An 11,709-nucleotide genomic window follows, 5' to 3' on the forward strand; every position below is an offset into this window, starting at 1 on the left:
GAAATTGGATGAGATGAGGGCGGCGCTAGAGTTAGCGACCGAAGAAGAATTGCAAGACTTAACGGCAATTCTATTTAGTCGTAAGTTCAATCCCCTAGACTATGTACACACACCCGAACCCATCGAAGTGCAAAGCCAAGACCGCAAAGCTTGGCTAGACGCACTAGAGGGTCGCTTTCGTTTTTTGGCAGCAGATGGAATGACGGTATTGCGGGGACGCACAGGCCAGGTAACTTACCGACAAGCCTTAGTTCAAGTATGTAAGTATCTAAAAATTTCCTATTCTAATCAACTGGCAACCATTGATTTAGAAGCAGAAGTATTTTTGCATCTACTAGGACAGGTGTGGAAAAAATTGCCTGAACAAGAAAAGCAGAAATTGACTCTACGAGTGCAGCGTCATCTTGTCAAATCAGAACTAAAAGAACCGCTACCACTTTTATTGCAGCGTGACCCCTTGGGGTTACTTTTCAAAGGCGGTAGTGCATTAGCGGTGACTTCTCTTCTCCAGCCACTTGTGCTTAAGCAAATTGCCCGTCAATTTGCCATCCACTTTGCTACCTATGAAGTAGCCAAACAAGCGGCTATTACAGGTTCAGAAGTAGCTACAACGCAGTTTAAAAGCTATGTAGCTATGCGAATGGCCCAACGAGGTATGACTGTGAATGCTGCTCGTTATGGGGCAGCCCGCAGTATGTTTGCCGTGATTGGGCCGATAATGTGGACTTGGTTTTTTGCGGATTTAGGGTGGAGAGCGATCGCCACTAACTATGGTCGGATCATCCCTACTATTTTCGCTTTAGCTCAAATTCGCCTCACTCGTGAGGAATGTTGGGAACCAGCTTGAACAAGGTTTTTGACTATTTCAAGTCTCGTTGGCAATTTTCGTGGAACTACTCTCTATGGGCACTGTTAATCTTCCCATTGAGTCCTTTATTGGGGGCTGTGACTATAGGTTTTGTATCATTAATAACTTGGTTGAAACAATACCGCAAAATTAGTCGCCGCCCCCTCAATTGGGGATTTGCCCTTTTGAGTGTGTTGCTAATCGTGAGTGCTGGATTTGCCGATGACAAGACAGCAGCTTTCCTCGGCTTATTTAATTTATTACCATTTTTTTTACTTTTCGCTGCCCATAGCGCTCTAATTCAAACATTTGTCCAATTGCGGCAAATGACCTGGATTTTGGTGATCGGTTCTATGCCGATGGTGATTATTGGCTTGGGGCAATTATTTTTGGGCTGGAGTTTGAAGTTAGAGATTTTGTGGATTGTGTTGGATTGGACGATCGCACCAGGAGGAAATCCGCCAGGTCGCATAGCCTCACTCTTCTTGCACGCTAACACTTTCGCAGCTTATCTAGTGATAGTTTTCATCCTTGGTCTAGGGTTGTGGTTAGAAAACTATCAGCAACTAAGAGTCAAGAGTCAAAAATCATTTCTCCCCCTCCTCTTTCTAACCGTGGCGATGATTACAAATTTCATTGCCTTGATTTTTACCAACTCGCGCAATGGGTGGGCGATCGCTATTTTTGCCTGTTTAGCTTATGCACTCTACCAAGGTTGGCGCATTCTTATGGGTGGTGTGGCTGCGATCGTCTCTAGTGTGCTTTTGGCAGCTTTTGCACCCTCACCAGTCGCTCAATTTTTTCGCCGGGTAGTTCCTGCTTTCTTTTGGGCAAGATTAAATGACGATATGTATCCAGATAGACCAGTTGCTTTAATGCGAAAAACTCAGTGGCAGTTTGCCTGGTCTTTAGCTCAAGAACATCCTTGGACTGGCTGGGGGTTACGCAGTTTTAGTGGACTCTACAGAGCAAAGATGCAGATTCCCTTAGGTCATCCCCATAATTTGTTTTTGATGTTATCTGCTGAAACTGGTTTTCCCAGTACTTTTTTATTTTGTGGTTTACTTGCTTGGATTTTGATTTCAGGCGGTCAATTATTGCGAAAGTCAAAATATATAAATACAGAAGACAGATTGATATTTTTCAGTTATTTTCTGGCTTTTGTTGGGTGGGTTCTATTGAATACAGTAGATGTAACCCTTTTCGATTTTCGATTGAATACGCTTTCATGGTTAATTTTGGCTGCTATTTGTGGAGTAGTACATGGTTACAATCAACAACACAGGCTGGATATCATCAAAATTAGGCATTAGTTGTTTTCAGTGTATGCACTGGGGACATTTATAGTTTTAAGTTAATAAGATTACTATATTCACGTCTGTGACTGTGAGTGTGACTAATACCTAATTAGTCACTGTTGCTGATTGTTGGGAAGGTGTAGGGACAACCCTTTGGGGTTTTCCTGCATAACGGGCATCTCTTGTAGGTGCCCTTTTGTATTTTTATTATTTTTATTCAGTTAAACATAATTTTAAAAGATATTGAATTTGACGGGATATCTCAAAATTTTTATCTTTTATAAAGAAGTATAAAACATGATTATTGAAATTAAGCTAGGTCTTTGTAACCCGCTAAAGCCTATCTATTTGTATGTGAAAAACGGAGAATTAAAGACTACGATAACCTCTATAGTGTAAGCTCTCGGTAAAATGGGTGTGTCGGTAACGAAAAAAAGACGCATCCATAACCAACCTTATGCTCACAACAGCTGACTTTCTTCAGTACACCCAATGGTCAGGCATAGCTACCTTGGTATTTGCTGCCTTAACAGTTTTGGCTTTTATTCTCAAATGGGGCATCCGCTTTCGCCTGGTGGGTACGACTGGCTTTATGCTGGTGCTGACGGGTGGTTTATTTGGACTTTCGATAGTCCCATTGAGTCGGACTGTGATTCCAGGAGCAGCCCGGTACACTCTAGTTTATGACAATGGGTCAACACAAGCGGTGATTGCCACATCACCCCAAATTACACCCACACAATTAGAAGCAACTTTACGTCAAGCAGCCAGTAATTTGTTTTCTTATGGTCGCTCAGGTACACGGGAAGACGAAAAGTTGACAGTTCGCGCCCGTACCATTATCCACCCAGAACCAGGGACTTCTGTACCAGTTTACTTGGGTGAGGCCAAGCGATCGCTCGTTTCTCGTCAAAATTCCCCAGTCACAGTCAAAATTTACACAGACAATTTCGCCCAATTGCCAAAACCCACCGCTTAAGAAGCACGGAGTTAGGGGAGCAGGGAGGAATTTTTGTAGAAGTTTCTCCTTATCCCCTCTGACCCATTTCACAGCACACAATAATTTACCTGTTATCAGGATGACAAAATTTATTTTGTATTTACTGATACATTAATAGTTATATTTAGATTAAGATATTCACACTCTAGTAGTTCCACTGTGGGTAAAAGTCAATCAGCGTGCAGGTAATGGGTATTGATAGTTGTGATTTTTCAGTTGTTATTCTAATTACCACTGTTGCCATTTTCACAAGTCTTTGCGGCACATGAGTTGGCTGTGGAGGCATACAGATAGATGTATGTACCTAAGTACTTATCCATAGCTGACAATGACCATCGACACATTATTCAGTTCTCAATGACTTTTCTTGAGAATCTGAGAATGGTAATGTTAATTATACGGTTATTCAAAACTTTGATAGTTCGGAATTTCAGACTAATGGACATCACAGATTCAAGCAAAGTCGTCAATTTGCTTAACCAGTTGGCGATGGGCTTTGTCTTTTTTATTAAATCGGTTAAAACCTAGTTGAGTCAGATGCAAGCTTGTAGCCATCCTGAAAAAAGCATGGCAACAAGTATCCTTGGCTGCAAGTCTATTAGATTAAGAAATATCAAGGTTTTGGCAAACTAGATTATATGTCTAATCAACTTTCTACTCAACCTTCTTTGTCTACTCAAACCTCTAGTCCGTTATTGACGCTCACAGTTGCCCCTGCAAAAGTAATTCGTGGTTCTGGGGTGCTACAAGCAGCCGCAGCAGAGATCGCCTGTTTGGGAAGTCGTCCCTTAATTGTGGCAGGTGAATCTACTCTCGCTATCAGCCGAAAGAATTTGCAACCACTTTTAGAAACGCAACAGTTACATCATGTCCAAGCTTCTTATGGTGCAGATTGCTGCGAAGTTAGCCTGAAATCTTTACAGAAGAAGGCAAAAGAACATAAAGCTGATGTAATTATCGGTGTTGGTGGCGGTAAAGCTTTAGATACAGCGAAATTACTGGCCCAGCAGTTACAGTTGCCAGTGGTAACAATTCCTACGTCAGGGGCTACCTGTGCAGCTTGGAGTGCCTTGTCGAATGTTTATTCGGAAGACGGGGCGTTTCTCTACGACGTGGGGCTGTCTCATTGTCCCGATTTATTGATACTTGATTATGACTTGATTAAAACTGCACCACAACATACTTTAATAGCTGGAATTGGTGATGCGATCGCTAAGTGGTATGAAGCCTCAGTTAGCAGTGGGCATTTGCAAGACACTTTAATTATTGCTGCGGTACAACAAGCACGAGTTTTGCGAGATATCCTCTTACAAAAGTCAGCGGCCGCCTTGAAAGAACCAGGTAGTGAAGTTTGGCGAGAAGTCGTAGACGCAACTGTGTTACTCGCCGGGGTAGTTGGTGGACTTGGAGGGGCGCAGTGTCGCACAGTTGCTGCCCATGCCGTGCATAATGGTTTAACGCATATTTCAGGACATGGCAGTATTCATGGCGAAAAAGTTGCTTTTGGAATTTTGGTGCAACTGCGTTTAGAAGAAATGCTACAAGGCAATCAACTAGCAGCATCGGCACGGCAACAGTTGTTAAAGTTCTACACAGAAATTGGACTACCCCAAAAATTAAGTGATTTGGGATTGGGCAATATTACATTAAGCGAGTTGCAAACAGCCGCTGAAATTGCCCTAGTTCCTAATTCTGATATCCATCGATTACCATTTAAAGTCGCGCCAGAACAATTGATGGCAGCAATGGTTTCGACCACTGCACCTATAGATAGTAGAGATACTATGAATCGAGTTTCGCCCAAGGGAATGAGTGACGAGGTTGAAGCATGAGTTTAGATTGGATTGTCCCAGCAGAACGTATACAAAAACTGCCACCCTATGTATTTGCCCGTTTAGATGAACTAAAAGCTAAAGCCCGGGAACAAGGGTTAGATTTAATTGATTTGGGTATGGGAAACCCCGATGGTGCAACACCAGCACCAGTCGTAGAAGCTGCGATCGCAGCCTTGAAAGATCCCGCCAATCACGGTTATCCTCCGTTTGAAGGGACTGCTAGTTTTCGCCGGGCGATCACCAACTGGTATCATCGCCGTTATGGTGTGGTTCTCGATCCCGATAGCGAAGCTTTACCGCTACTGGGTTCTAAAGAAGGATTAACCCATTTAGCGATCGCCTACGTTAACCCTGGCGATTTAGTTCTGGTTCCTTCCCCAGCTTATCCCGCCCATTTTCGCGGCCCTGCGATCGCAGGGGGGAAAATCCACAGTTTGATTCTCAAACCAGAGAATGACTGGTTAATTGATTTAGCTGCAATTCCTGATGAGGTTGCTAGACAAGCTAAAATTCTTTATTTCAACTATCCCAGCAATCCCACCGCCGCCACCGCACCCCGCGAATTTTTTGAAGAAATTGTCGCCTTCGCCCGCAAATATGAAATTCTGCTGGTGCATGATTTGTGTTATGCCGAGTTAGCGTTTGATGGTTATCAACCCACCAGCTTGCTAGAAATTCCCGGTGCGAAAGATATTGGTGTGGAATTTCACACCTTATCTAAAACCTATAATATGGCTGGTTGGCGCGTTGGGTTTGTGGTGGGGAACCGCCATGTCATTCAAGGTTTGCGGACACTGAAAACTAACTTGGATTACGGCATTTTTTCTGCCTTGCAAAAAGCAGCCGAAACAGCTTTACAACTGCCAGATGTGTATTTGCACGAGGTACAACAACGCTACCGTACCCGCCGCGATTTCCTTATTCAAGGATTAGGAGAGTTGGGTTGGGATATCCCCAAAACCAAGGCGACAATGTATCTTTGGGTGAAGTGTCCCGTTGGCGTTGGTTCCACAGATTTTGCCCTGAACGTGTTGCAGCAAACAGGCGTTGTAGTTACCCCAGGTAATGCCTTTGGGGTTGCAGGTGAGGGTTATGTAAGAATCAGTTTGATTGCCGACTGCGATCGCTTGGGTGAAGCTTTACACCGTTTCAAGCAAGCTGGCATCCGCTATCAACCTGAAGCTGTAGTCTCTGCTTCACAATAGAGATAGCATAACCTTATCAAAACCTGATTCATGCAAACCCCCTCTGCTACTATTCCTCATTTAATTGCAGCTGGCTTTCACGCCCTTTCTGATCCACTCAGGATTAGTGTGCTGGAATTGCTCCGAAAGCGAGAATTATGTGTATGTGATTTGTGCGAAGCCTTGGGGGTAAATCAATCGAAACTATCTTTTCACCTGAAAACCCTCAAAGAAGCCGGCTTAGTTAACTCCCGTCAGGAAGGACGCTGGATTTATTACAGTTTGAATCTGTCCCAATTTAGTGTTTTAGAGGAATATCTGGCAGATTTTAGCCATAATTCTATAATTTCATCTGCTCGTTCCTGCTGCGATTAAGAAAGAGTTTAGAGCTTTAAGCCCTAGAAGTGTCAACTACGACTGATTCCGTTGGCGCTGAATTAATTTATTTAATGCATCAAGTTTTTTTGATGAATTTTTATGTATAGTGCTATGCTTTATATTGACACATCAAGTTTTTTTGAAATGATATAAACATACTTTCAAAATTACCCCTAACGGTGAGGTCAATGAACGCAATAGCAAAGAAATTAGCTCTCATATTTGGAGTTTTGGCTTTTGCGACAAGTTGCACAGCCACATCCAATTCATCTACTCAAACTCAGTCGTTGCCAAAGGTTACAGAAGTCACTGATGCGACAAAGGTGAGGGCGATCAAGATTGATGGTTCTAGTACAGTGTATCCGATCGCAGAGGTGATCGCTAACCAGTTTCAACAAAACAAGCAACAGTACAAGGGACAGGTTGTAGTTAGCTTTTCCGGTACTAGCGCGGGGTTTAAAAAGTTTTGTAGCAAACAGATAGACATCAGCAACGCCTCGCGTCCTATCCTGAAAGCAGAGATAGAAGCTTGCAACAAAAACGGTGTCAAGTTTATCGAGCTTCCCGTTGCCTTTGACGCGCTGACTGTTGCTGTGAATTCCGAAAATACCTGGGCAAAAGATATTACTGTAGCCGAATTGAAAAAGCTTTGGGAGCCAAATGCCCAAGGAAAAATCACTCGTTGGAACCAAGTGCGATCGTCTTGGCCCGATAAACCAATTAACTTGTATGGTGCAGGCGGTCAGTCTGGTACTTTTGATTACTTTACAGAAGCTATTGTTGGTAAAACGAGAGCCAGCCGCAGTGACTACATCTCCAGTGAAGATGATCTTGCTCTAGTGCGTGGAGTTGGCACAGATCCTAATGCCTTGGGTTATTTCGGGCTTGCTTATTACGAAGACAACAAAAGTCGGTTAAAACCTCTTGCAATTGATAGCGGTAAAGGAGCAGTATTGCCATCAACTGAAACTGTTGAAAAAGCTGAATATCAGCCATTAGCTCGACCTTTGTTGATTTATGTTAATGCTCAGTCTTTACAAAATCAGCCAGAACTCAAAGAATTTGTAGATTATTACCTAAAGTACGCTCCAATAACAACTAGTTCGGTTGGGTATGTGCCTTTACCTAGTGAAGCCTATGAACTGGCAGAAAAACACTTTCAAGCTGGTAAAGAAGGAACAGTATTTGCAGGCAAAGAGCAGATAAACTTCCAAATTAGTGATTTGTTGAAAACACCACAAAAATAGTGGTTTAACTCAAAAATACTGATGTAAAAGAAAGTTTTGATAAGTTCGTAGTAAGCACTTTAGTGCTTAAAAAATTAAGGACTAAAGTCCTTACTACAAACATACTATTGAATAAATTTGGTGCTACCCATTAATTGAGGATGCATTCACAAACTCAGATTTTGTTGATTTAGATAAACTTAGGAAAACTGATGAGAGTACGTGTTGGCATCAACGGATTTGGCAGAATTGGACGGCTAGCTTTGCGGGCTGCTTGGGGTTGGTCAGAGCTTGAGTTTGTCCATATCAATGAGATTAAAGGCGGGGCAGTAACAGCTGCTCATTTGCTCAAATTTGATTCTGTCCACGGGCGTTGGGCACCGGAAGTAGAAGCACAAAGCGATGAACGCATTCTCATTGATGGCACACCCCTCAGCTTTAGTGAGTATTCCCAACCGGGTGAAGTCCCTTGGGAAGAGTTAGGCGTTGATCTCGTGCTGGAATGCTCCGGCAAGTTTAGGACTCCTGCCACTCTAGATCCGTATTTTAAACGGGGAGTACAGAAGGTAATTGTGGCTGCTCCGGTGAAGGAAGAAGCCTTGAATATTGTCATGGGGGTTAATGACCAACTTTATCAGCCAGAAAAGCATCATCTGTTAACTGCGGCTTCTTGTACAACTAACTGTTTGGCTCCAGTTGTGAAGGTGATCCATGAAGGCTTGGGCATTAAACATGGAATTATTACCACAATCCATGACAACACCAATACTCAGACCATCGTGGATGCCCCTCACAAGGATCTGCGCCGCGCAAGAGCTACCAGTTTGTCTCTGATTCCTACCACCACTGGATCGGCAACTGCGATCGGGTTGATTTATCCCGAACTGAACGGCAAACTCAACGGTTTGGCAGTACGGGTGCCATTGCTCAATGCTTCTCTGACAGACTGCGTGTTTGAAGTTGTGCGACCCACCACAGTAGAAGAAATTAATAGTTTACTAAAAGCAGCTTCAGAGCAAGCACCCCTCAAAGGAATTTTGGGCTATGAAGAACGTCCTTTAGTATCTATCGACTACAAAGACGATCCTCGATCTTCCATAATTGATGCCCTCTCCACAATGGTGGTAAACGAGACGCAAGTCAAAATACTGGCTTGGTATGACAACGAATGGGGCTATGCCAACCGGATGGTTGGACTCGCCCGTAAGGTGGCTTTGAGTCTGAAGAATTAAAAATGATTGGGCATTGGTAATAAGGGCAAAGGGGAATGGGTAAGGGGGAAAGGGTTTATTTCTTCATCCTTTACCCTTTAACCTTTAACCTTTAACCTTTTCCCCTCTTGTTGCTCCCTTGTCTCCCTCACTCCCTCATCTCCTCATGGCTTCTACCACAGCTTCTAGCGCCAATTTCAAAAACTATATCCTCGTGACCCTTGCCTATTGGGGTTTAACTATTACTGATGGTGCCTTGCGAATGCTGGTGTTGCTCTACTTTAACAACATTGGCTATACCCCTTTACAAATCGCTTCTTTATTCTTGTTCTATGAAGTCTTTGGAGTTATTACAAACTTTTTAGGTGGTTGGATTGGTTCTCAGTTAGGGCTAAAAGTTACCCTTTACACTGGTATCGGGCTACAGGTTTTCTCAATGGTGATGCTTTCATGGCTCAATCCAGATTGGGCACAGTGGATTGCAGTCGGTTATGTGATGGTGGCACAGGCATTTTCTGGGATTGCCAAAGACTTAACCAAGATGAGTTCTAAGAGCGCTATTCGGTTGGTAGTTCCCCAAGATGCGCAGTCGTCTTTGTTTAAGTGGGTAGCAGTTCTAACGGGTTCTAAGAATGCTCTCAAGGGAGTTGGCTTCTTTTTCGGTAGCGCCCTCCTGGCTTCAGTTGGCTTCGTCAATTCCCTGTGGATTATGGCAGGGGGACTGTTCTTGATTATGTTCACTGGGCTACTGTTGCCTAAAGGGATGGGCAAAATTAAGAAGAAAGTCAAGTTTAGCCAACTCTTTTCTAAGAGCCAAGAGATTAACATTCTCTCAGCTGCCCGATTCTTTCTGTTTGGTTCTAGGGATGTCTGGTTTGTTGTGGCATTACCAGTATTCTTACGGGAGATTTTAGGTTGGTCGTTCTATCAGGTTGGTGGATTTTTAGCTTGTTGGGTAATTGGCTACGGACTTGTTCAATTCTTAGCGCCAACACTGATTCAACGATTTGGTTCTGGCCGTCCACCGGAATCAAAGACCATCCAGTTTTGGACATTTACTCTAACAGTAGTTCCAGCTGCGATCGCTCTTGCTCTCCAAATAGGTATACCTGCAAATATTGCGATCGTTGGCGGACTCCTGATCTTTGGTGTAGTGTTTGCCTTCAACTCAGCAGTTCACTCTTATCTAGTGTTGGCTTTTACTGATGATGACAAGGTAGCGCTGAATGTTGGTTTTTATTACATGGCAAACTCTGGTGGTCGATTAGCTGGCACTGTTTTGTCAGGTTTGGTATATCAGTTTTTCGGTTTAGTCGGCTGTTTGTGGACATCTATGTTCTTTGTACTAGCAGCAGCATTGATTTCTTTGAAGCTACCCGATCCCGAACCGAGCAAAGCGATCGCCTGGAAAGCTGGAGATGGAGATTAGGGCATTGGTTATTCTTCCTTGTCTCCAATAATTAGCTTTTAATTTCAGGCTTAAATCCATGAGTAGGAATCCGCAAGTGAATACAGCCCCAGCACAAGCAGGGAGTAATCTCAGTTTTTTTGAAAGATACCTCACCGTTTGGGTGTTTCTGTGCATCTTGGCGGGAATTGCTCTAGGAAGATTATTTCCACAGGTGGCGGTGACGCTGGATGCGTTGAGTATCTATCAAGTGTCAATTCCCATTGCAGTATGTCTGTTTTTCATGATGTATCCCATCATGGTAAAAATAGATTTTACTCAAGCTGCAAATGCTATCCGTGCCCCAAAACCTGTAATTCTCACCTTGGTTGTCAACTGGTTAATTAAACCATTCACGATGGTGGTATTTGCCCAGTTTTTCTTAGGTTGGTTGTTCCGTCCGTTAATTGCGGGCACAGAATTAATTCGTGGTGACGAAGTAGCGATCGCTAATTCCTACATTGCTGGTACGATTTTACTGGGAATTGCTCCTTGTACTGCGATGGTGTTGCTCTGGGGTTATCTTTCCTACGGCAATCAGGGACACACTTTGGTGATGGTGGCAGTTAATTCTCTGACGATGCTGTTTTTGTATGCACCTTTAGGCAGGTGGTTATTGGCAGCCAATGATTTAATAGTGCCGTGGCAAACAATTGTTTTGTCAGTACTGATTTATGTCGGCTTGCCATTAGTGGCAGGAATGTATAGCCGTTATTGGATTTTCAAATACAAAGGTAAAGACTGGTTTGAACGGAGATTTATCAAGTATCTCAGTCCAATTGCTATTACCGCCCTGCTGATTACTTTGATTTTGCTGTTTGCGTTCAAGGGTGAATTGATTGTTAGCAATCCCTTGCACATTTTGTTAATTGCCGTGCCACTATTCATCCAAACTAATTTTATTTTCTTGATTAGTTATGTGGCAGCCTTAAAGCTGAATATATCTTATGAGGATGCCGCACCCGCAGCATTAATTGGAGCTAGCAATCACTTTGAAGTTGCGATCGCTACAGCCGTAATGCTGTTTGGCTTAAATTCTGGTGCTGCACTTGCTACAGTGGTAGGCGTTTTAATCGAAGTCCCAGTAATGTTGATGCTGGTTAAGGTTTGTAAGCGAACCGCCGCCTGGTTCCCACGAGAACCGGAAAAGGCAACATTGCGAGATCCACGTTGTAATTTCTAATTCGTAATTCGTAATTCGTAATGCTTAGTGGTGCAGAAAACTCTCCGGAGTCTCAAGTTGAGAACACAGTGACACGGGAGAACTCAATTTGTTGCTCTAT

Annotated in this window: 10 protein-coding genes; all 10 read left to right on the plus strand. The window is 43.3% G+C overall.

What is annotated here, in order from left to right:
- Positions 1 to 4: 4 nt before the first annotated feature.
- A complete protein-coding gene (locus tag ACEYW6_RS26725) occupies positions 5 to 847 on the plus strand; it encodes a hypothetical protein (protein ID WP_412982128.1) in 843 nt (280 codons plus the stop codon).
- Complete coding sequence (locus tag ACEYW6_RS26730; protein WP_412982129.1) at positions 829 to 2,160, plus strand: O-antigen ligase family protein; 1,332 nt, start codon at positions 829 to 831, stop codon at positions 2,158 to 2,160. Before ACEYW6_RS26725 ends, ACEYW6_RS26730 begins: the two co-directional genes overlap by 19 nt.
- Before the next feature lie 442 nt (positions 2,161 to 2,602).
- The gene (locus ACEYW6_RS26735; RefSeq protein WP_190896596.1) at positions 2,603 to 3,124 is read left to right on the plus strand and encodes a Ycf51 family protein; all 522 of its coding nucleotides are present in this window, start codon (positions 2,603 to 2,605) and stop codon (positions 3,122 to 3,124) included.
- A 659-nt stretch (positions 3,125 to 3,783) separates the two neighbouring features.
- A complete protein-coding gene (locus ACEYW6_RS26740) occupies positions 3,784 to 4,977 on the plus strand; it encodes an iron-containing alcohol dehydrogenase family protein (protein WP_412982130.1) in 1,194 nt (397 codons plus the stop codon).
- The gene (locus ACEYW6_RS26745) at positions 4,974 to 6,185 is read left to right on the plus strand and encodes an aspartate aminotransferase (protein ID WP_412982131.1); all 1,212 of its coding nucleotides are present in this window, start codon (positions 4,974 to 4,976) and stop codon (positions 6,183 to 6,185) included. The genes ACEYW6_RS26740 and ACEYW6_RS26745 overlap by 4 nt, the downstream gene beginning before the upstream one ends.
- Positions 6,186 to 6,215: 30 nt before the next feature.
- The gene (locus ACEYW6_RS26750) at positions 6,216 to 6,539 is read left to right on the plus strand and encodes an ArsR/SmtB family transcription factor (protein ID WP_412982132.1); all 324 of its coding nucleotides are present in this window, start codon (positions 6,216 to 6,218) and stop codon (positions 6,537 to 6,539) included.
- 191 nt (positions 6,540 to 6,730) lie between these two features.
- Positions 6,731 to 7,789 carry a PstS family phosphate ABC transporter substrate-binding protein gene (locus tag ACEYW6_RS26755; protein WP_412982133.1) on the plus strand — a complete coding sequence of 353 codons (1,059 nt, stop codon included), beginning with the start codon at positions 6,731 to 6,733 and terminating at the stop codon, positions 7,787 to 7,789.
- A gap of 191 nt (positions 7,790 to 7,980) precedes the next feature.
- Complete coding sequence (locus ACEYW6_RS26760) at positions 7,981 to 9,000, plus strand: ArsJ-associated glyceraldehyde-3-phosphate dehydrogenase (protein WP_412982134.1); 1,020 nt, start codon at positions 7,981 to 7,983, stop codon at positions 8,998 to 9,000.
- Between the two features lie 145 nt (positions 9,001 to 9,145).
- Positions 9,146 to 10,408, plus strand: coding sequence for an organoarsenical effux MFS transporter ArsJ (arsJ, locus tag ACEYW6_RS26765; RefSeq protein ID WP_412982135.1), 1,263 nt, complete (start codon positions 9,146 to 9,148; stop codon positions 10,406 to 10,408).
- A 58-nt stretch (positions 10,409 to 10,466) separates the two neighbouring features.
- Positions 10,467 to 11,609, plus strand: a complete 1,143-nt coding sequence (gene arsB, locus ACEYW6_RS26770; RefSeq protein ID WP_412982136.1) for an ACR3 family arsenite efflux transporter — start codon at positions 10,467 to 10,469, stop codon at positions 11,607 to 11,609.
- Positions 11,610 to 11,709 lie beyond the last annotated feature (100 nt).

Source organism: Nostoc sp. UIC 10607 (assembly GCF_047228265.1).
GTDB classification, from domain to species: domain Bacteria; phylum Cyanobacteriota; class Cyanobacteriia; order Cyanobacteriales; family Nostocaceae; genus Nostoc; species Nostoc foliaceum_A.

What these genes read in the sequence shown, in the direction of transcription:
- ACEYW6_RS26730 (WP_412982129.1), top strand. Translation starts at nt 829, where the DNA reads ATGTTGGGAACCAGCTTGAACAAGGTTTTTGACTATTTCAAGTCTCGT.
- ACEYW6_RS26735 (WP_190896596.1), top strand. Translation starts at nt 2,603, where the DNA reads ATGCTCACAACAGCTGACTTTCTTCAGTACACCCAATGGTCAGGCATA.
- ACEYW6_RS26740 (WP_412982130.1), top strand. Translation starts at nt 3,784, where the DNA reads ATGTCTAATCAACTTTCTACTCAACCTTCTTTGTCTACTCAAACCTCT.
- ACEYW6_RS26745 (WP_412982131.1), top strand. Translation starts at nt 4,974, where the DNA reads ATGAGTTTAGATTGGATTGTCCCAGCAGAACGTATACAAAAACTGCCA.
- ACEYW6_RS26750 (WP_412982132.1), top strand. Translation starts at nt 6,216, where the DNA reads ATGCAAACCCCCTCTGCTACTATTCCTCATTTAATTGCAGCTGGCTTT.
- ACEYW6_RS26755 (WP_412982133.1), top strand. Translation starts at nt 6,731, where the DNA reads ATGAACGCAATAGCAAAGAAATTAGCTCTCATATTTGGAGTTTTGGCT.
- ACEYW6_RS26760 (WP_412982134.1), top strand. Translation starts at nt 7,981, where the DNA reads ATGAGAGTACGTGTTGGCATCAACGGATTTGGCAGAATTGGACGGCTA.
- arsJ (WP_412982135.1), top strand. Translation starts at nt 9,146, where the DNA reads ATGGCTTCTACCACAGCTTCTAGCGCCAATTTCAAAAACTATATCCTC.
- arsB (WP_412982136.1), top strand. Translation starts at nt 10,467, where the DNA reads ATGAGTAGGAATCCGCAAGTGAATACAGCCCCAGCACAAGCAGGGAGT.